Source organism: Gimesia aquarii (genome assembly GCF_007748195.1).
GTDB lineage: Bacteria > Planctomycetota > Planctomycetia > Planctomycetales > Planctomycetaceae > Gimesia > Gimesia aquarii.
In genome coordinates, this window is record NZ_CP037920.1 from 5349952 (window position 1) to 5371490 (window position 21539).

The following is a 21539-nucleotide window of genomic DNA, read 5'->3' on the forward strand; positions in this document are numbered from 1 at the left end:
CTCCCGATGAATGATTAAGCTGTATTGGATTCTGTTTTGATCTTTTGCCGGGTAATAGCTTCTGCTTTGAGCTCTCGTTTTGCATCAGAAATCGATGTTGTCAACAATTTTCGTAGTTCAGTCGCCGTAAGACCCAATAAAACTCCACGATGGACGACTGCAGAAAACTCTAGTTGAAATTGTGTACGTTGTTCAGCGAGTTGCTGGGCATTTTCTGTCAGAGCAGATTGTGGCAAGACAAACGTGCCTTCACCGTGTCGCATCTCGACCAGTCCTTCCGCGGACAGTCGCTCGTAGACACGTACGATCGTATTCACATTGACGGCCAGTCTTTGTGCCAGCTTTCGTACGGACGGCAGACAATCCCCTGGCTTCAATGTTCCTGAAAGACAATGAGCCTGAATTTGCTCTCTAATCTGCCGGGAAATCGGCGTTGAGGAACCTCGTTCAATTCGAATGTGCATAATAAACCCTCTCAAAGAGTACACAGTACTATAACAGTATATTTTGGAGAGTCAATACCTTTTCCTACAAGTAACACTTTGTCTTTCGATGGTGTGCAATTTTTTGAATTCCCTTTTACCTTGAAGAATCAAAACGAAATCAGCATAGTTAACATAAACCAACATTGATACATTCTCAGAAAGCTAATCATTCTTCCTTTACTTTGGCTGGGAGTGATTCGCAAACTTGAGTCAGAAAAGCAGGAGGTAATGCATGTCTCTCATAAATCGGCGAACCTGGCTCAAACAGGCTTCCATGACATCGCTGCCCTTGTTGATGACGAGCGTCATAAATGCGGCCGAAACCTCTGGGCGCAAAAAATTACCGGTTGCAGCTATCGTTACGGAATATACTCCCAACTCTCACGCCGATGTGCTTGTTGGAAAAATCTTGGAAGGTTTCAAACAACAAGGAGGTCCGGGCCCTGATTTGTATCTGGCATCACTCTATACCGATCAGGTCCCTGAACGGGATTTGAGCCGTGCGCTGTCCCTCAAATATCAATTCCCTATCGCTCCGACCATTGAAGAAGCAATCACACTTGGATCAAACCAGATACAAGTGGCTGGTGTATTGAGTATTGGTGAACATGGAACTTATCCCAATACTCCCGATACGAATCAGAAGATGTATCCGCGAAAACGATTCTTTGATGAAATCACAGCCACATTTAAAAAATACAACAAAGCGGTCCCTGTTTTTAATGACAAGCATCTTGGTTATCGGTGGGAAGACGCCAAAGAAATGGTTGACACTTCTCGGCAAATGGGATTTCCCTTGATGGCCGGCTCGTCATTGCCTCTCACCTGGCGAAGACCGGCATTGACGCTACCTGAGAACTGTGAGATTGAATCCGTACTCTCTATTGGCCGCGGGCACTTCGAAGCGCATGGTTTTCATACTCTGGAAGCCCAACAATGTTTAATCGAACATAGAAAGGGACCAACAGGAGTGACTGCAGTACAAGCAGTTCGCGGCAGACAAATCTGGGAATCAGAACAACAAGGCCAGTGGAGCAGGTCAATGTTACAAGCAGCTTTGGATGCAATTCCAAATGTTGCAAAAGGTAACTGGGAGGAGATTCTGAAAGATGACAGTGCATTCTTTCATATCGATCATCAAGATGGCTTGAAAAGTACAGCAGCAATCGTCAACAGACTGGGGCGCCATTATGCCGTTGCTCTGAAATTGCGTGGACGAAAGAAACCGATGGCAACTTGGTTCAAACTGGAATTGAACCCGCCGTTCGGGCACTTCGCCTACTTGCTCAAAGCAATCGAACATATGATTCATACTGGCCAGCCTGCGTATCCGGTGGAAAGAACGTTACTGACAACGGGAATTCTGGATGCAGCCATGCATAGCCTGGCCGCCAATGGTAAGCGATTGGAAACACCACAACTGGTTATCGATTATAAACCTGGCAATTGGCCTTTTGCGAACCAGCAAATGAAGCATTAAATTTCAAACATAAGATCGTTACGTCTACAATTTTTTCGCCCCCTTATCTCTTGAAATGAGAGATTCTTTACTTCAGCACCTCACACAGACGTTTGGCCAATATGCGAGCGTAATCTGCAGTCAAACAAAGCGGATTGATCGTCAGCAGCCCTTCATGCAATCGTGCATGGCCTACATAAACGGGCGGTGATCCCTGACGCAGTTTTTGGCATACTTCGAAAGCCGTTCCCACGGCTGATTCATCAATTTGAATTTCCAATTGAGGCCACCGCTCGCTACTTTCCGGCAGTATCAAATAACAGGTCGCGTTGACATTTGCCAATTCCAATTCTTCTCCGATCATCTCCAGCCAAGATCGGAATTCCAAATTTTGTGCGTCATACGCCCCCGAGGCAAAGAGATCTAAGGCAGTCAAAACCGCAACAATTTCCTCTTTAGAAACCTTGAGTGCCCTGCCAATTCCGTGTCGTGGCAATCCCTGAAAAAGCGTGGTATCGATAAAATCAGCCGGAGGCTGCCAAAGCTGGCTATGGTCATCCATATCGAGCATCTGCAGTGCAGCCGAAGAAATCAACTCGCGTGTCCCACACAATAACCCGGTCGACTGTGGACCTCGAATCGCCTTGCCTCCACTAAACGATACCAGATCAGCTCCGGTAGCGGCTATTGCTTTGAGATTAGAGCGGGGAGGCACTTCACCCGCGGCATCGACCAATACGGGAATGCCATGCTGATGCCCCACTTCGACAACGTCTTTTAAGGCAGGCTGCGAATCTTCCGCATGTACATACACAATCCCTGCTGCATTCTCTGTGATCGCAGCTGCATATTCCCATTGCTCTGTACGTCGTACTCCCGCATTTGAAACATTCTCGTTGAACCCCACTTCAACCAATCTGGCTCCAGAAGCCCGAACGGCATGGTCATACCCACTTCTCTGCTCTCGTGCAATGATAAATTCATGTGGAAAGTGTTCACAGTGAGGAAGTTGCTCCATCCGCTTTAAGTCATGACCAGTTAGTATCGCGGCTGCCCCCAGAGTCAGTGCGCCAGCCGATCCAGAGGTAACCAGACCTGCTTGAGTTCCTGTATGCTCAGCAATTTTTCGCGAGGCCGCAGCCTGGAGCTGTTCCAGAGAAACCCACTCACTCGCTGCCTCACGAAACGAGTCCAACACTTCAGATGACATGGGTGCGCCGCCTAATCGTGTCACACTCCCACATGCATTAATGATCGGCTCGACTCCCAATTTTCTATAAATATTCATCCTAAACTTTCTTTCTGGGAAAACTCACTGGTGCATGAAAATGAACTATATTTCTTGACGCTGCCAATTTAATAAAAGCGGCTTCGACAGAATGAAAACAAGTCTCGATTCCTTGATGTGTCAACAATCAAACTGAAAAACTACTAGTCATTTAGATTACCGCCATTAATCAACATTTGATAGTTAAAAACATGATACTCTATCTCAGAAAAGACCTTTAAAATCGTTGTGATTACAATAGAAATTTCATGTACATCGCCACGATCGAAATGTCTTTCTACAATCAACATGTCTGAATTTTAAGGGCTCATAATAACACTCAATTGCAACTCTATCGAACAATTTCATCTTATTATATAATAGAGTATTGACTCGCTACGACAGCCGTTACAATGAACCTAACTCCATCTCTTGTTTCAAGGCAGATATGAAGTCAGAATATGGCCTAAAGGGCAATAGTAATGAGCCAATCAAATCAGCATAAGACGCAAGTGATGATCGTGGATGATCACCCCATCGTCAGAGAAGGCTATTCGCGCCTGATTGAACGACAGGATGATTTAGAAGTTTGCGCTGAAGCAGACAGTAAAGTTGATGCGATCAAACAAATCATAAACAATCCGCCTGATCTCATCATCGTGGATATTTCTCTGAAAGATGGCAGCGGCCTGGAATTGATCAAGGATATTAAATCCCAATTCAAGCAGATCAAAATGCTAACCGTTTCAATGCATGATGAAACTCTGTTTGCTGAGCGATCCATCCGCGCAGGCGCCTTGGGATATATCAACAAACAACAGGCTCCGGAGCAATTGATTAAAGCGATTTACCGAGTTCTGGAAGGGAAAGTCTTTTTGAGTTCCAATGTCACAGAACGTATGATTTGCCGTTCTATCGGATCAGATAACTACACAGACCAATCACCTATCGAAAGTCTCTCAGACCGAGAACTGGAGGTCTTCGAACAAATTGGGGAAGGAGAAACAACACGTCAAATTGCTCACAAACTGAATCTGAGCCCCAAGACGGTTGAAACCTACCGAGAAAATATCAAACACAAGCTGAGCCTGGAAAATGCGACTGCATTGACCAGACATGCCATCCAATGGGTTCTGGAAAAAAACTGAATACAATTCCCTCCCCCGCTCGAAATCATTAAAAACTTGAGCCTCCCTTGTCATAACCCGAATCATTATTGCATCGGTTCAGAATCATATTGCCACTAGGAAAATCCCCCATAGCGACCTGAGAATTTTACCTGAGAATTTTCACGCGATCGACCTGATAGTAGTCTACTCTTTCCTTGAAGTAAAATAGCTCTCATGAAATCGGTATTCTGTTTTTCTAAAGAGGCACAAAAATTAACTAATGCCAGGCAGCTTGCCATGATTATGTGAGGTTGAGCCGATGGTGACTATCAGCCGGAGCGAATTACAAGGGCTCCTGAAGTCGTGTCCCAATTTAAAACTCATCGAAGTATTACCTGAAACCTCTTATAAAGAGTTTCACTTACGAGGAGCCATCAATATTCCGCTGGATGATCATTTTGAAGGGAAGATTCTGAAAGTAATTCCCGACAAAAAACAAACCATCATTGTTTACAGTTTGAACTTTGAATGTAAAAGTTCAGAACAGGCAATCCAGCGTCTTCGGAAAGCGGGTTACAAGAACATTTATGATTATGAACCAGGAAAAATTGATTGGAAGGCAGCACAACTCCCCATCGAAATGGGCCTTCAACAATCGAATGCGTTAAAGAAGCAACAAGGCTTTCTCTCTTTTGTTGAATAAGTGGCTTTATTCACTGCATGCTTTCAGAGTTCAACTCATTGAAAGTATGCTGGCACACACCCAATGCAACGGGTGAAGACGAAACCTGGTGCGTGCCAGCATCCGACTTGTTCAACTAATAAACCTTCTGTTTAACTATCATTAAAAATGTCCTACATATCCGTCTTCTACGACCAGATTATTAATGACAGACCTGACCTCATTTATTGAAAGAACTTGAGTCTGGGCAACCTGCTTTAAGAAATAGGTAGGGACTTGTCCTTCGAGGCGCACGACGTTTTGTTCTACCGCAACTCTAATATGAGACAAGGCATCATACCCCGTTGATCGTAGAACCCGCTTGATCCGTGCGATGAGTTGATGTTCCGGATTGGGGGCTAGTACGATTCGTGCTTCTTTTTGCAGCTCCACGATGCTCTCCTTAGTCGTTCATTTTGTAGATCACTAGAGGTAAAAAGGTGTACCACAGATGAACCTCTGTGGCACACCATCTTTATCAAAGCGACTTCCAGGTATGCTTTAAAATTTGGGTTTCACAGTAATTTTGTGTGGCTTGCTCAAATTAGATTTGGGTAATGTAATTGTTAAGACACCATTGTCGCATTGCGCCTCCACCTGATCACTGTCCACTTCACAAGGAAGCGTCATTGATCGAGAAAAACTGCCACTCGAACGTTCGATTCGATGATAGGTTCTCCCCTTTTCTTCTTTCTCTTCTTTTCGTTCCCCTGTGATCAACAGCGTGTTTCCAGTGACTTCGACTTCAATTTCCTCAGCTTGAATGCCGGGAACATCCATTCGCACTTCGATTTCATTGTCAGTTTCAGACATATCGAGCACCGCATCAAAAGCTTGTGTTAGCCCTCCCTCACCAGAAAAACGGCTTAACAAATTATCCATCTCATTACGCAGTGCCCAGAAAGGTGCACGACTCCCAAATGGACCAGATCTAATGATGGATTGCTCTGGTCCTGAAACTGTCCCCTTAACGGCTTGTGTAACTGCCATTGATATTTCCCTCCTTATTTAGAACAATCAAGATACAAAAGGCTGCTCCCATAATGTACAGAGATCCTTATTCCTCTTGTGCATTCAAAGCCAACTCAGACTGTCATTTTTTCAAACATGAAAGAATTTTCTGCTCAACTCAATTGCATCGTAGCAAACCAAAACAAGTTTTAAATCGGAGTTTCTGCCAAAAACTGATGCAGGATTGTCCTCACATTAACCTCGGGAAACTCCCGATAAGAAAAGAAACTTGCCCCCTTATATCACCGGTGAAAAAGGACACACTTAGGCTAAAAAGCACCAACTAAAAAGTAACCTGATCCAGCTTCTCATCCAAATCAGAGTAATCCTGATCTTCTAGTGTCTGCTTTAAAGGGATCTCACTTCGCCGGATCGGAATATGAGCAGGACAGTCAATTCCCAGTTTCACTTTTCCTCCCCGAATCTTGACTACAGTTAAAACAATATTGTCAGCGATCCGAATCTGTTCATTGATTTTTCGAGCTAAAACGAGCATGAGATTCTTTCCGTGATGAGGAGGTTCGCGACATTTGATTTTGACAACAAAAACGTGCTAAATATGCCAGACGTTCTAATGTGTTCCGTTCAAAATGGCTGACCCGGTGCCAGCTACCCAGATCCAAAAAATCCAGATTGGCAGCCCAAATCACTCGCACTAATTCATCGCGAGACATCTGATGGATTTGTCTGTTAGACAAATTAGCGATGAGGGCTTGATCTAACGCCTCGTCCTGCTCTGCCCATAACACTTTGTTTTGAAATCGGGCATGATACTGTGTATTTTCTAAAGCAAGCCCGCTTCCTGTGGTTTTCATCATCTTGTGTTCCTGGAATGAGAGTTTGCATGGGGTCTAACCCACTGCTTATTAACATCCCTGCCATTGAATGGTCACAAGAATCGCTCACGCTGAAATTTAATTCAACGTATCTATGCGTGATCCACATTTCATCATGAAAATTTTTGCCAGTATATGTTAAAATCATGTTAAATTTTCACAACTAGCATTTTTCTACCTGAACGATACTGAGCATCACGATATCGAAGCAGTTGAATTTCGAAAATCGGAAATTCGACCAAACTTGAATAGGGAAATTCCCTAGGTATCAAATACGAAATCAAGTATCTCTCCGGCATTTACTTACTCAAAAGCGTTGGTTATGTTGCGGAGTGCTTTGAGATCCAGAACTATTTTTTGGAAACCACATCCAGAAACGAGACCAGTGTCATGTACGAAACACGAAGCTTACCAGTGTTACTAGTGGAAGCAGATCCGGAATCGCGTTCACAAATTACACAAATTCTCGCAGGTGATCATTACCGGGTTGACACTGCTGAAACGATCGCTCAAATGCTGGATCGTGATAACTGGTCCGATTATTTTTTGATCATTCTTGAACAAGAACTTCCAGACGGGAGAACTGACGAACTCCTCCCCAAGCTACAGAAGTTAGCTCCCAATGCAGAGTTGATGATTATCACTGCACAATCCAGAATTGAGAATGTCGTCATCGCTTTTCGAAATGAAATTGCTGACTATTTCGTGAAACCCATTGATCCGGATTTGTTTCGTTCCTCATTAAAACGGATTCTAGAAAAGCAGAGCGTCTCCAGTGAATTACGACAAATACAGGCACAACTCAAGGCGATTGTGGAAACGGCTATTGAAGGGGTCGTCACCATTGACCACAACGGGTTAATCACTTCTTTTAATCCGGCAGCTGAAAAAATGTTTGGATACTCAGCAAATGAAATGATTAACAAAAATGTCAGTTTACTGACCCCTTCACCGACTCGAGAGCATCATGATGAGTATATCGCACGTTATCTGGAGACCGGGGAATCAGATATCGTTGGGATGAGACGTGAATTGAAAGCCTGCCATCGAGATGGAACGATCTTCCCCATTGAACTCTCAGTCACCGACCTACCTCAATTCGGCATCTTTGCAGGAATTATTTCTGATATCAGTGAACGCAAACAGGCAGAACAGAAACAGGAAAAATTGACGAAAGCGATTGCAATGGCTGGACAACAGGAACGTCGTCAACTGGCAAATATTCTGCACGATCACCTGCAACAATTACTGGTCGGGGTACGAATTCATTTAGATATTGCAAAGAAAGATGCTTCTGTCGAGGCAGTAAAGCAGACTCTGGTTCGTGCAGATGAATTACTGAGTCAAGGCATTGAAGTCACTCGCTCGTTAACGGCTGAGTTAAACCCGGTCATTCTACACGAGGAAGGTCTGGTAACAGCGCTCGAATGGCTATCCCAAAATATGAAAGATCGTTATAACTTAGATGTCAAGTTGGATCTTGACCGTCAGGCGAATTCTTCTAATGAGCTGATAAATATCATTTTATATGAATGCATCCGCGAATTGTTGTTTAATGTGGTAAAGCATTCTCAAACGAATCAGGCATTTGTTCGAATGAGTCTCCTCTCGGAACAGAAAATTGAAATTGTCGTTTCGGATGAAGGAATTGGCTTTGATCCCAAACAGCTCGACCAGCAGATCTCAGAAGCCAGTGGGATTGGTCTCAGTAACATCGAGTTTCGCTTATCACTGATCAAAGGTAAGTTTTGGCTGGAGTCTGCTAATGGTAATGGAACAGTTGCACGGATTATTGCCCCATTTGAATTAAGAGATGCCAAAATACAGAATGAAACACCATGGGCTAAATAAGCCCCTGCTGTGTATCTCTCAATTTTTCTGAATTTGCAACATACTGAACAATCGCACCATAGTTTACGGGCCAGTTTCGTCTATCATTAGTTAAGTGATTCATCTGACTGAAACTTGCATGAACATTTTCAGAAATTTGTAGATTCTCAATCTGCAAACAACTAATAATCATTCATTAACTATTACCAATAAATCTTAAGATAAGCAGGCTTTATGAACCGCCCTACTAATCTAGCTGAACTCCGTGAAAGCGGCTGGCAAAGCAAAACTGTGAAACGTGAGATCTATGATAATCTAATGCACGCTTTACAAGACAGCGATGAATTATTTCCCGGAATTATTGGTTATGACAGTACCGTCATTCCTGATATTGTCATGGCTCTGCTCTCTGAGCATGATATGCTGTTCCTGGGTGAGAAAGGACAAGCCAAAAGTCGCATCATGCGATTGCTGGTTCGCTTTCTAGATCCGGAGATTCCCTATCTTGATGTTCCGGACTCTCCCGTCCACGATGATCCTTACCAGCCCATCACCAGCATTGGGCGGACATTTTTGGAAAATACCCCAGACCATGAAGTCCCCATTGGCTGGTGGTCTCGTGAAGATCGATATGCAGAACGTCTGGCCCCTGGAACCAAGTTTGCCGATGTGATCGGTGAAATCGACCCAGCCAAACTGGCACATGGCGAAAGTATGTCTGCTGAAAGTGCGCTACACTTTGGACTGATCCCTCGCATGCATCGCGGCATTTTTGCCATGAACGAACTGCCTGAACTGGATGAACTCGTGCAAGTCGGACTGTTCAATATTCTGGAAGAACGCGATGTACAGATTCGCGGTTATCCCATTCGCTTCGATCTGGACATGCTGATTCTGTTTTCGTCCAATCCGTCGACCTTCAATCGTAGTGGAAAAGTGATCCCACAATTGAAAGACCGCATCGGTTCGGTCATACACACTCATTATCCACATGAGCGCAGTCTGGGCATTGAAATCATGGAACAGGAAGCAGCCGTTGATCTTGAAGGTGATGTACCTGTTGTCGTTCCCTACTTTATGCGTGAAATTATTGAACAGATTACAGTCGCTGCGCGAAGCTCCAAATATGTTGATCACGATTCTGGAGTCAGTGCTCGTTTCAGTATCGCCAACTATCGCACAATGGTGGCTTCCGCGCGCAGACGCGGTGCGGTCCTCAATGAAAAACCAGCGGTACCCCGCATCAGTGATTTGGGGCATCTCTATTCTTCGTCTCTGGGAAAACTGGAACTCGACATGATGGGTGCCAACCAGATGTCCGAACGTCAGGTACTTGACTCCATCATTGCACAAGCAATTCAGGATGTCTTTCAGGAATATATTGTCGAACATGGACTGGCTGAAATTAGCGAAATCTTTTCTCAGGGAATTAAAGTTGAAGTCGGAGACATGTTACCCTCTTCACAATACGCGGACCGCCTGAAACGAGTCCCCCCCATCTGGGACAAAGCATTCGAAGTCAATGCATCAGGCGATGAAGCAATTCGCGCCGCTTGCATTGAATTTGTATTAGCCGGCTTGTACGCCAACAGCAAAATTTCACGCTCGCAGGATCATGGTCGAATCGTGTACGAAACCTGATCTCTCCTCTAATCCAAATAATCTTCTCTTAAGAGAGATCGAGACTCGATTATGACTGATAAACGACTCACAGGTGGGATCATTCACACCTACCAGAAATACGACCCCAAACGATTCCCTGATCCGACAGAGCCTCCCCCCGATCTAGTCTCGCCCGCCTTAAATCACATGATGTATTATGGTTCGATGCGGGAACTGACAGAAGAGGAACTTGCACGAGCGATTCACCTCGACCCCAGTCAGATTGCCGGTCTGGGGCCCAGTCTGGATGCGCTGATGGCAATGCTGGAAGAACGGAAACGGCATATACTGGAAACTTATGAAACAGATGGTGTACGAAAAAAAGCGCGTCGACGTTATCACGGCTATGCAAAACAAATCAAACCTCCGCGACGTCTCAAAGAGTTTTTTCACCAGGCAGTACGAGAAGAACAAATTTATGATCTAGAACGCATCTGGTATAAAGCCGATGATGACCATAGTCCCTTTGCTCAAGGTCTGGTTCAGTTGGTAGATCGCCTGGGAGACAAATATGAAATTGACGAACTGGCAGCTAAGTATCATTTTACTGGGCGGACTTCCCTGTCGATTCCTGAGGCACTGGAGATTAAAGCGGAACTCGAAAAAATAGACGAACTATTAAAACAACTGGAAGAAGCGCGTGAAACAGCGCAAATTGCCATCATTGATATGGAGGCACTTTCGGAATTCACACAACCCGGTGACCTCGAAACGCTGTCACAGATACAAAAACAAGTTCGAGACCTGTTACGTGAAATGGCCGATCAGCAAGGTCTGGAATTTTCCAAAGGTCAATTTAAACTCACTCCCAAAGCATATCGTCTGTTCCAAAGTCGTATTTTAGAACGCATTTTCAGCGAGCTACAAGCATCGCGCACGGGACGGCACTCTGGCCCCGTCGTCGGCGAAGGTGCCGTTGAGCTGCCGAGTACGAAGCCATACGAATTCGGTGATTCGGTCTCCAATATGGACATCACGCAATCATTCACCAACGCGATTCTGCGTGAGGGACCCGGATTACCCATTCGCTTGAAATCCGACGACTTAGTAATTCATAAAACGCAAAACTCCCCCAAATGTGCCACAACCGTCCTGATGGACATGAGTGGTTCCATGCGTTACGAAGGGCAGTATGTCAACGTAAAACAGATGGGACTGGCATTGGAGGCTTTGATTCGCGGCGAATTTCCAGGTGACTATCTGCAATTTATCGAGATGTATACGTTTGCCAAACCGCGCACTACTGGCGAAATTGTCGAACTGATGCCCAAACCAGTAACGATATTTGATCCTGTTGTTCGCTTGAAGGTGGATATGAGTGATGAAAAAATCAGCGAGCAGGTCGTGCCGCCGCACTTCACCAATATCCAACACGGCCTGCAACTCTCTCGGCATTTTCTTGCATCGCAGGACACCCCCAATCGACAAATCATCCTGATTACCGATGGCTTACCAACTGCACACTTTGAAGGAGAAATGCTCTATCTCCTTTATCCACCCGATCCGCAAACAGAAGCCGCCACAATGCGCGAAGCGCATTTATGCCAACGCGAAGGGATCACGATTAACATCTTTCTGATTCCCAGTTGGTCACAATCCAGCGAAGATATCCAGTTCGCCCATCGCCTGGCAGAAGCCACTCAGGGTCGTGTTTTCTTCACCGCAGGCCGTGATTTAGACCGTTACGTCGTCTGGGATTACGTTTCACACAGACGTGATATCATCGGCTAGAAACAAATCATTTCAATAATTCAACAAAATCAATAGAACGCCACTGCTGATTTATCAGCAGTAGCGATTTCTGGTGTTTAATTCTCTCAGGCGAGGCCAAAAGAATTATTGAACCTTATGTGGGTCCAATAGTAGATACGTCTACGTCAAGAGTAGATAAATCAGAGCCACCTTCAGTTGCCTCAACCCAAGTATTCCCCGTCAATCTCAATCGATCCCCGGTCGACAAAGTTATAGGGAACGATTTTTTGTACGAGAAATTATGGTTAAAATATGGCTGCTGTGGGTCGAAACTATCCAAAACGTTTCCCGCACCGTCTTTCACACTTACTTCATCAGTTGAAACATTGAAGCTCAGAACTGTGGTTCCATTCTTACGAACATTCAACTCCGATAGACTATGCGAATCTCCTTGAGAGGTAAAATGGTAAGTTACATGAACTGTTGTTGTAGAATTCCCATTGGTTGCATGAAGCAATTCGTACTCAGCATCATAGTCCACACCAGAAGCATCATCAGATGTGGTACTGCTCATACTGAAATCGACAACTTCTTGCTCATCAACGTTCGAGCCACATGTGACATTGTAAGAAGTAGTTCCACATGAAGCACCATAGGCTGCCCAATACTGATCAGATACCCCATGAGTACCAATTATAGAATCATTAGTTGTTCCGGTTTCAGTTGCTCCGGGATCTCCAGTACAGGCCGAAGAGACAACATCAACTTGTCCAGAAATCATTCCCCAGATATCACCCGGGTCTCCGAATGCTTGCTCACCTATGCACATGCAGCTCATTGCAAGCACAACTGAAGTGATACTTAATTTTCGCAACCCAATCATAGATACTCTCCTACAAGAAAGATGAAAGTAGTTCGTAGGACGCCAAAAAGTTCCTGCGAGTCGACTGGATGTATGCTACAAATAAAAAATGAACATTTTATTACTACATCATGAATATTAGGCATCAAATCATCATTATAATATTGACAATTTGATCAAAAGAAAATCTCACCAGGGACACAGGATAAATAGGGCTATTTACACATTGAGAGAAAACAATTTAAGCGTCAATTGCACCTCGTCTTACAGCTTCGAGATGAGAATCTCTTGTACTGGTTACGAGCCATTGACAAACTGGAATTCAAGCACAATTGCTTGATTCCGTTGAAAACCAAATATTGCCTCCTGGTTATCTGCTGCAATATAGATTTTTGTGATTTGCCAATGAATGTGAACCGACATTTGTTATTTCGAATAGCACAAATGGTTCAAAGTAAGCATGGTACTAACCAGGAAGAGGTGCCTCCTTAATTTTCCACTCGTCTCCTTCGCGCTGTAGTTTCCAAGTCATTTTTGTTTCTGTCTTCTCACTGGGTTTTTCTTTTACAACTTTGTCTCTTTCTTGTGAAGACACATAGCCTCCCAAAATTTTTACAGGAACGATTGCTTCATCTCCATTGATCTCGGCTCCCCCATCAACAACAAACACATACTTACCGTAATCCTTTCGATTTTTAGGGGCCGCTCCGGAAATGAAAGCAGCCTCAAACATTTCATCACTGCTAATAGAATCACCAAGCCCCATCACATGTGCATAGACATCTTGTTCTACTGAAGGTTTAACCTCTGCGCCACTTCCACAGCCAACCAACAGACCAAAGAGGAAACATAATATCATATTTTTCATTTTTTATTCTCTTGTTATTTGTTGTCAAAAAAGTACGCTACAAACAAATTCTGAATATAGCGTACTCATGAAGCTCACATTTTTTTAAAATTCACCAATAGTCTCTTCATTGCGAATTGTGTTTAAAGGCCGCCAGACAGCTGCATTATCAACATTATCGCTGATGAAACGCACTGCGCCATCTGCCAATAATGCATTCACACCACCCGTATGGTAACTGCGCGCGGCAGCATAGACATCAGCAGTTGTCCGATCTTCAGTACAATTCAGAAACGGGTTGGTATCTACTGGAATGTTCGTATCACAGGCAGCAAGAATATCAGGTACTTTTGCATTGGGGTTATTAAAAGCGGTAAAAATGGTCGCTCCCATTGCCGGTGAGAGCCAGACTCCCCGGATATCAGTACTGGTACCAGAAGCAAAACCATCAGCGCCCACAATTTCACTAATGGCTACTGTATTGCTCATTCCATCCACAAAATCGCTATCTGTCATTCCTTTGCCCTGTTGGAACAAGTCACCAGAGCCTCCAGAAGGAATAGCAACTTCCTGTTGAGTTGAGAAGTAACAACCAAAGGCTCCTCGTGTTGTACGAGATTCCCAGGAAAGCATATTACCTGATCCCCAACTGGCAGCATAATTATTCCCTTTGGCTAATGCTTCCAAGCCGTAAGTTCCATCAGAGAACTGAGAATTATCTTGAGGTGCTGAAGGACAGTGATTAAATGCCGGCAATCGCTGACGACCAATATGAGCAGGAGCTAGCCATTCACAATGGTCCCAAGGATTACTCGTGCCATCAGTTCTCGCTTTTAAATTATCACCACAGGTTTTGATCTGATCCCACAAACCAGGTTGTTCCATGTAAGGTAAAAGCATGACTAACCAGTGAAATCCGAATTCATTCTGGCCATTTTGCCAACCCCCAGTTTGAAAGCGGTTGCCCGATTCATCGTAGCATACATAGCCTGGTGGAAACGCACCAAAGGTATCAAGGTGGTTGTGCAAAGCCAGGCCATATTGCTTGAGATTATTCTTACACTGTGAGCGTCGTGCTGCTTCACGCGCTTGTTGCACAGCTGGCAACAATAGTGCAATGAGAATCGCAATAATCGCAATCACGACTAGTAATTCAATTAATGTGAATCCTCTACGGTGTTCTTGTTTCGTCTCTTCCTGAAAACGTTGACGATACATGTACTTACTCCTGATTAAAACAATAAAAACGATTAATAACGCCCTCTATGAGTAATAGGGCCTGAAAGACTTCTGTCACTAAGTTCAAAATACACATTCACATTCAGAGCATATTTTTTGCAACACTCCCTGTTGTATTTGGATTACTGACTTCCATGACGCCAGACGCTCAAGCAGCCAAAATGCTGTTTTTGCAAAGAGGCAATCAGTTTCTTACCAGATGTTTCGTAATGGGTCGGATTGAGTACCATCGCCTGCTGAGCATGTTTGTTTGCTTTTGCTGTTTGTTGAGTATCTTCATAAAACTGCGCGAGTAAAAAGTGTTGGTCCGCCGTGGGAGCCAATGACAACGCCGATAAATACGCATTTTCTGCTGCTTCATAGTTCCCTCTTTTCCTTTCAGCAAATGCAATCCCTTTCCAGGCAGAAACAATTCCCACCTGTTGCTGCTCTGATTTTGGCAACTTCTGCCAGGCTTTGAGTGATCGTCGAAAGTATCGTTCACTATTCGCCCAGTTTTCCTGATGTTGATAAATATTCCCCAGTAACTGAAGAGTGAGTGGGCTGGTCGATGATTTCTCAGACCATGGTTCTAATAGTCTGATCGCCTTAGCAGGTTGTCCCAATATGGTATGTAATCGGGCGGCATGATACGTCTGCTCTTCACTAGGAACCGGTCGTAACTTCATGAATGCTAAACTTTGCTCAAGATCGTAACAGGCTCGATCAAGATCATGGGCAACATCGCCGGCAGGTTTGCTATCGATTTGCACCCAGGGAGACAATACAGTCACTTCGCGCGTTAATCGTCGTGCATCGCCTAACCGACCGCTGGCGATATATTCTTCAATTTTGATCACGGCTTCATCAACTCGCGATTCAACATAGAACCTAGGTATCACCAGGGCCGTCAATAACGCGAGAAACCAGACCAATGCTCCCTTGCTCTTTATTTGAGTCGTTTCTTGCGTTAGTACTAAATTCCCCACTACTAACAAAAAGGAGGTCATTACAAAAAAAGCCACTGTAGGGCGCAAAACGAGTGATTCCCAGGCATCACTGCTGCTGAAAGTACTGCTTGACTGAGCATTGTTGACAGCCTGAATTAGGATGATCACTGTTCCTATAAAAAACAGAGACTGCACAAGAAGAAATAATTGAAAACGACGACGTTTTAATTCAACACAAATCCATTCAGTTAAGAGCAAAGCCAATGGCAACATACAAAGAAAGCTGACAATGATGATATCGGAACGCACATAAGGCAGACTCAAGCCTCCTGCACTACGTATGTTTTGTAACCACCAACCAGCCAGACAAGTCAAAAGAATCGCAAACAGGAAAGAAACCGTTCTGCCCCTGCTTGGGTTGACATGACCTGAAGTATTGAAGTCATTACTATCATGTAATGGATTTAAAGTCGCTGTTTCGCGGTTATTCATGCTGTTTTTGGCCTCCGCGATTTCCAAATGAAACCATCATACGCATAATGCAAAAAGGCCATCATTAAATTTATTGTAAGCCAGATTTCCAATAAGTGAGATTCCATTAGCCAGGACCCCATCCCGAGAATGAGCACAAACACAGCCAGAACAATTCCCCAACGTGGCATCAGACGTTGAAAGAGCTGTGTAGTTGCTTTTCCCGCTTTTTTTGTGCGATCAACAGACCAGCTGACAATGGCTAAATATTCAATAGAATGAAAGAGTGCGGAAGCAGTCGTTAACACAAGTAACAGCATTGGGTTTCTGACAGCCACAGCCCATAACATAGACAAATAAAGCGTCATCACGCTTGTAAAATACAGACACCGCCCCAATGTTTGCGGTTTAAGCTGCCAGAATTCGCGCAAAATCATAGTTACTGGAATCACCGCAAACAGGTAGTCCAACATCCCCCAACCCTGATTTGCTGCGGCTCCCATCGATGCCCAACTCGCAATGCGAAATGTCACATACAACAGAAACCCCCGCATCAGCCATTTATCGATGCGCGATCGTTTAAGTGAAATGCCACCAGTTTTACGACCATAAATCCGATAGATTCCATGATGCTGCGCTGCGAAATGCCAGGCATTCCAGATATAATCAATCGTCAGCAAACAAGTCAGTGCACCGGTTGAAATTTTTACTGCCAAAGGTACTGATATCAATAAAATCGTCACCAAAATATATTTTGTTTTATTCGCCTGTAATCGATCGCGTTCAAGAAAGAGCAATGCTGGCGTAATCCATCGATGAGGCGTTGTGATAAAATAGATCTGCCAAAAGCTAATGCTACTTTGGGTTTCCAGTCCTCCCAACCACTGAAGTAACACCAGTAACGGCCATCCCAAATTCGCTAAAAAAAAGAGATCATACTTGGGATCAACGAGCCACGCATCCTTGATTGCTTCTCGAAAATTCTCCGTTACAGCCTCTGATCGCTCAGAAGTTGTTTGCGGTAATAATGTTGTCTGGGAAATTTGTGACATAAAAAAGCTGCAATAACGTTTGATTATTGCATTAAAAAATGGAATTCCAGGGCGAGGTTATAAAGCAATTCCACAACACAAGTGCCACGTCTATCATCTGTGGACACACACTAATTGTTCTAGATCGCCTGACGAAACAGTTATAATTTCAATAATGACTCAACACACTTAAACACATTAAATATGTGAGCATGTTAAGTGCGAATTATTAATAAACTGTTAACAAAACAAGAAATTAGCTTTGCAGAAATCCTTTGAAAAAAAGTGCCTGTATGTCAGGCATATTTCAATCAAAAAAATTCCAAGATTAATGTTTCGTGAATTCTTCTTTGAGATTGTGAAAACTTGAGAGATCGTTTCACCAGAAGAAACGAAGAGACATGAAAGCAAGATCCGGATACGAAAAACAACATTTTCGCTAAACAATGACAATAAGGAATAAACAGATTTCGAACTCTAGTATTCCTAACCAGCAGGTTGTGCCGGATTGAAGCCTTTGATGTTCTTGTAATTGGGCTTCACTGAAGAATTGTCATCCATCACTCGAAAATGTGCGTCTGAAGTTTTGCCAGATGCCAGTTCCTTCACATGGACACGCCAGATGCCTGCTTTGTCATTAGGGGCGATTTGAATGGGGAAGGACTGCTTGCCGTCAACCAAAGCTCGGAAACCAGATTGTTCAGCGATGCGTCCTTCGGAATCTTCAATAGTCACTTCGACAGGAATCACAGCTGAAACGGGTTTACCATGTTGACTGGTCACATTGAGAGAGACATTAGCAGACTCACCTCGTTTCAATTGATCAGGAACATCAACGGTAATACGTTCAATGGGATCCTGCATGAGCATATAAATCCCCCCTGCTCCAGGCCCCAATTGAAGAGAAAAAGTCTGCTTGCCTGCGGACTTTTGAGTCAAAACTGGTTGGTGATTCACCAAATCATAGAGGTATCCCTCTCCCCGGTTAATGGACAAAGTTGTCTCAGAAGGCAGTCCATTTTCCATCACACGACCATGATGTCCCACATACTTTCCATATTCGCGATGATCATTGACCAGGAAAATATAATCCGTAATCTTCCCACGTCGAGAATAATGAACTACGTTTTGGTTAGAAGAGTCAACAAATCGATTATACTTGCCTGATAAGGCTGCTTTTAATTCCATCGCTTTTTTCTGGAATTCTTGTTTGTCAACGTCTGCCTTACCAGTTCGAGAATAAGATCTAACTCGAATATCAGGCTGAATCGCAGGGGTGAGAAATTCATCTGCAATCACAAGACCACCGCGTTGTTGAAATGCCTCTATCTTTTTCAAAACAGATTTGGTAACAACATCACCATGCATAATGACCAGAACTTTGTACTGGTCTAATCCCTGTTGAGTAATGGTTTCATCAAAGACGACATCGGTTTGTAATCCTGCCCATTGCAGCATCTGATGGGCATCTCCCAGCCAGTACCCATTCCAGCCCAGAGTTCCTCGGCGCGCAAAAACCTGGGACGCAAAACTTTCATAAAACGCGATATCATTCTTAGCAGCAGGAATGTTTCGCAAAGTCGGTCCCAAGGGTTGCACAACCTCATGAATCAGGCGTTTCAGTTCGTGCTGTGTTTGCGTGTTTGTTAAGCGATACGCGTATGTTCCATCAGTGGGAACCAAAGACTGCCAACCGTGGTACATGATCCCTTTAATCGGACGAGATATTTTAGCCCAGAATGCTTCACGTAATTGCATCGGTGAAATGGTAATAAAATCAGCATCAGGTTGTTCCTGTTCCCAGGTTGCTTGTGTTGCAGGAATATCTTCAGGCTTCTTCGGTTTTGGAGCAGTCTGTGAGCGATACCAGATGATCTGTGTCATCTTCATCACATCTTGTTGTTTTTTTGAACCGCGTGCCATCGCGAACATTTCATCGAGTACGACGTTAATACGAATGGGATCGGGATAAGTGTAAGTCCAATGTGAAAGTACATCGACATTCCCTCCAGAACCAAAAACAGTAGCAACTCGCATTGCAGGGTCATACCAGGTCCAGAGTGTTTTATCTGTAGAATTGAGACCACGTTCCAGATCACTGTTCAAGTCATTCCAACCATCTCCCTTTTTCCAGTGCCATTTGTAATAGACATAAAGCGGGTGATCATCTTTCACAACGCGATTTTTAGGAAAGTCTTTCAGTTTGCTATAGGAGACACCATACGGAGACCCTACTTCTGCGGGAACATCAAACCCGGCGTGTTTTTTAAACGCTTCAAGATCATGTTGATGAAAACAGGGACGTGAATGGCCACGTACCTCAGTATGCAGCAGAGCTGAATCGAAGGCAGGGTAATCTTGATAAGTTTGAACAACGGATGCCCCTACGTTATAGCAATATTCTTTTATAGCAGGGATCGAGGCACAAATATCCTCGCGACTTGATTTTTTGGTTCCATCGCGATTCATTCGCTGATATTTCTCTTGGTTACGCAAATACGTACCAGGAGAGAGTGAAGCATAAAAAGAAATTCCGTTGGCTAGGCCACGATCAAGCCCCGCGCGAACCTCTGTTACTCGCTGCTCAGAATCAGCCAGAGCCGGTTTACCTGCTTTAAATATTTTTGAATAATTGGCTCTCAGTCCTGCCGCATGCGTAAATCCGATCTCTTTCAAACGATCAATCTCGCTGATTCCCGCTCCCCACATTATAACGGGAAACTGATCTGGCAATTTTCGAGAAACGATTTGAATGGGAAAAGATTCTTCAGCAGATGTATTTAGTGGTCCGGCTGTTTTTAATTTTGCGGTCAACAAATACTGGTCTGGTCGTAATGACGTATTTAGTGGAAATAGCACTTCCTGTGGCTGACCGGTTTGTAAGTTTTTTAGAGCCGAAGTTCCCTGCGCTTCACCATTCAGCAACCAGGTGACCGTCGTTTCAGGAAGTAACTTCTTTTGCAAATTCGTCACCTGAAACGCAATTGTACAATTTTTTTCCATGCGAATAAAACAGGCACGTTGGGAGATTCTCTCAAAGCGAACCGGGCGAAATTCTAATTCCCCCTCACTGATTCGGACTTGATCAACGAGACCAGGAAAACCACCATAATTACTTCCATTACGGTCACCAATGGTCAGGGGTCTTGTTCCTGCTGCAACAGAGCCAATCCCACTAATTGTTTTTTCGCCATGGGGGATTCCATTGACTAAAAATCGTCCACGCCCTGCTCCGTCATAGAGAAATACAATGTGGTACCATGTACCCGGTTTTAATTTGAGTGGATCAGAATACCAGGTTTCCGATGAGGCGCCAAAACCGAGAACCGCTTTGAGGATTCGAGTGCCTGAACTCCCTGCTCGATTGAACAAGAGTTGATAATCGGTGTGACCCGCATACTTTTTATCCAGAAGGAATGCAGAGTGGGCCTTTTCGATATCTTTACCAGGGTTGATCCACATTTCGAGTGTGAAAGGTCCCTGCGGAGACAGTTTGGGAGAATCTTTCACAATTGCATAATGTCTTTTGTCTTCGACAGGAAAACCAGGAAAAGACCGCAAAGCGGCACCAAATCGCCCTTGTGATTCAACCTTAGCTCCTTTAAATTTTGCGGTATGACCATTGCCGGAAAGATCTTCGCCTGCATCAGTTTCATCAAACGTCCATAATCCAAGGACGTGTTTTCCGGCAGCATTTGCTTTCGTGTACTGCGATTGCCATGGCTCCTGAAGCATTACAGTTTGTTGGCCTGCAGCATCAAGCGAAGAAAAAGTACTCAGCAAAAGAATAGACAAAGCAGTAAATCGAAGATGCTTTCGATTGATCATGAGTCAGTGCCTTTGAAGAATCACATGCAGGTAATCCCTGGATATTTAACCTTATTTATTTAGTCTAGCAATTCCATGAAGCATTGAGAACACAACCATGAAAAACCGCTCAAATATATTTAGATTCGATAGTTTCAATCTCTACGTTTGTTCCTCAGCCTGCGTACTGCTATGATGATTCTCGCGCATCAAACTGACGGCCTTTTTTGCAGCCCTTCATCCGAGATGGAATCCTCTTAGTTCTTTTGTGTTACCTCTCT

18 protein-coding genes are annotated in these 21539 nt (G+C 44.1%); 6 read left to right on the plus strand and 12 right to left on the minus strand.

Annotated elements, in window-relative coordinates; genetic code table 11:
* Nucleotides 1-14: 14 nt before the first annotated feature.
* On the minus strand, nucleotides 15-464 hold the full coding sequence (locus V144x_RS20500; RefSeq protein ID WP_144987651.1) for a GntR family transcriptional regulator: 450 nt from the start codon (nucleotides 462-464) through the stop codon (nucleotides 15-17).
* 253 nt (nucleotides 465-717) lie between these two features.
* On the opposite strand from V144x_RS20500, the gene V144x_RS20505 reads away from it, so the two are divergent.
* On the plus strand, nucleotides 718-1965 hold the full coding sequence (locus V144x_RS20505) for a hypothetical protein (protein ID WP_144987653.1): 1248 nt from the start codon (nucleotides 718-720) through the stop codon (nucleotides 1963-1965).
* Between the two features lie 67 nt (nucleotides 1966-2032).
* Here V144x_RS20505 and V144x_RS20510 read toward each other — a convergent pair whose 3' ends face one another.
* Nucleotides 2033-3232 (minus strand): aminotransferase class V-fold PLP-dependent enzyme, encoded by a 1200-nt coding sequence (locus tag V144x_RS20510; RefSeq protein ID WP_144987655.1) that lies wholly within the window; start codon nucleotides 3230-3232, stop codon nucleotides 2033-2035.
* A 461-nt stretch (nucleotides 3233-3693) separates the two neighbouring features.
* On the opposite strand from V144x_RS20510, the gene V144x_RS20515 reads away from it, so the two are divergent.
* Nucleotides 3694-4359, plus strand: coding sequence for a response regulator transcription factor (locus V144x_RS20515; RefSeq protein WP_144987657.1), 666 nt, complete (start codon nucleotides 3694-3696; stop codon nucleotides 4357-4359).
* A 280-nt stretch (nucleotides 4360-4639) separates the two neighbouring features.
* Nucleotides 4640-5023, plus strand: coding sequence for a rhodanese-like domain-containing protein (locus V144x_RS20520; RefSeq protein WP_144987659.1), 384 nt, complete (start codon nucleotides 4640-4642; stop codon nucleotides 5021-5023).
* Between the two features lie 141 nt (nucleotides 5024-5164).
* Here V144x_RS20520 and V144x_RS20525 read toward each other — a convergent pair whose 3' ends face one another.
* The 4 genes from V144x_RS20525 to V144x_RS20540 all read right to left on the minus strand — a co-directional run bounded on the left by V144x_RS20525 (nucleotide 5165) and on the right by V144x_RS20540 (nucleotide 6870).
* Nucleotides 5165-5434, minus strand: coding sequence for a BON domain-containing protein (locus V144x_RS20525; protein ID WP_197998551.1), 270 nt, complete (start codon nucleotides 5432-5434; stop codon nucleotides 5165-5167).
* A 108-nt stretch (nucleotides 5435-5542) separates the two neighbouring features.
* A complete protein-coding gene (locus V144x_RS20530) occupies nucleotides 5543-6031 on the minus strand; it encodes an Hsp20/alpha crystallin family protein (RefSeq protein ID WP_144987663.1) in 489 nt (162 codons plus the stop codon).
* A 304-nt stretch (nucleotides 6032-6335) separates the two neighbouring features.
* Nucleotides 6336-6548: a carbon storage regulator gene (locus tag V144x_RS20535; RefSeq protein WP_144987665.1), complete on the minus strand. Its 213-nt coding sequence runs from the start codon at nucleotides 6546-6548 to the stop codon at nucleotides 6336-6338.
* Nucleotides 6520-6870, minus strand: a complete 351-nt coding sequence (locus V144x_RS20540; RefSeq protein ID WP_144987667.1) for a hypothetical protein — start codon at nucleotides 6868-6870, stop codon at nucleotides 6520-6522. Before V144x_RS20540 ends, V144x_RS20535 begins: the two co-directional genes overlap by 29 nt.
* 408 nt (nucleotides 6871-7278) lie before the next feature.
* On the opposite strand from V144x_RS20540, the gene V144x_RS20545 reads away from it, so the two are divergent.
* The 3 genes from V144x_RS20545 to V144x_RS20555 all read left to right on the plus strand — a co-directional run bounded on the left by V144x_RS20545 (nucleotide 7279) and on the right by V144x_RS20555 (nucleotide 12111).
* Nucleotides 7279-8739: a PAS domain S-box protein gene (locus tag V144x_RS20545; protein WP_144987669.1), complete on the plus strand. Its 1461-nt coding sequence runs from the start codon at nucleotides 7279-7281 to the stop codon at nucleotides 8737-8739.
* A gap of 213 nt (nucleotides 8740-8952) precedes the next feature.
* Nucleotides 8953-10359 carry a magnesium chelatase gene (locus tag V144x_RS20550; protein ID WP_144987671.1) on the plus strand — a complete coding sequence of 469 codons (1407 nt, stop codon included), beginning with the start codon at nucleotides 8953-8955 and terminating at the stop codon, nucleotides 10357-10359.
* A 51-nt stretch (nucleotides 10360-10410) separates the two neighbouring features.
* The gene (locus V144x_RS20555) at nucleotides 10411-12111 is read left to right on the plus strand and encodes a vWA domain-containing protein (protein WP_144987673.1); all 1701 of its coding nucleotides are present in this window, start codon (nucleotides 10411-10413) and stop codon (nucleotides 12109-12111) included.
* Between the two features lie 115 nt (nucleotides 12112-12226).
* Here V144x_RS20555 and V144x_RS20560 read toward each other — a convergent pair whose 3' ends face one another.
* The 6 genes from V144x_RS20560 to V144x_RS20585 form a co-directional block, all read right to left on the minus strand.
* Nucleotides 12227-12955, minus strand: coding sequence for a hypothetical protein (locus tag V144x_RS20560; protein WP_144987675.1), 729 nt, complete (start codon nucleotides 12953-12955; stop codon nucleotides 12227-12229).
* Nucleotides 12956-13400: 445 nt separating this feature from the next.
* Nucleotides 13401-13802, minus strand: coding sequence for a hypothetical protein (locus V144x_RS20565; protein ID WP_144987677.1), 402 nt, complete (start codon nucleotides 13800-13802; stop codon nucleotides 13401-13403).
* 84 nt (nucleotides 13803-13886) lie between these two features.
* Nucleotides 13887-14999, minus strand: a complete 1113-nt coding sequence (locus V144x_RS20570) for a DUF1559 domain-containing protein (protein ID WP_144987679.1) — start codon at nucleotides 14997-14999, stop codon at nucleotides 13887-13889.
* A gap of 143 nt (nucleotides 15000-15142) precedes the next feature.
* Nucleotides 15143-16441, minus strand: a complete 1299-nt coding sequence (locus V144x_RS20575) for a tetratricopeptide repeat protein (protein WP_144987681.1) — start codon at nucleotides 16439-16441, stop codon at nucleotides 15143-15145.
* Complete coding sequence (locus V144x_RS20580; protein WP_144987682.1) at nucleotides 16438-17472, minus strand: hypothetical protein; 1035 nt, start codon at nucleotides 17470-17472, stop codon at nucleotides 16438-16440. The genes V144x_RS20575 and V144x_RS20580 overlap by 4 nt, the downstream gene beginning before the upstream one ends.
* Before the next feature lie 465 nt (nucleotides 17473-17937).
* Nucleotides 17938-21279, minus strand: coding sequence for a LamG-like jellyroll fold domain-containing protein (locus V144x_RS20585; protein ID WP_144987684.1), 3342 nt, complete (start codon nucleotides 21277-21279; stop codon nucleotides 17938-17940).
* Between the last annotated feature and the right edge of the window lie 260 nt (nucleotides 21280-21539).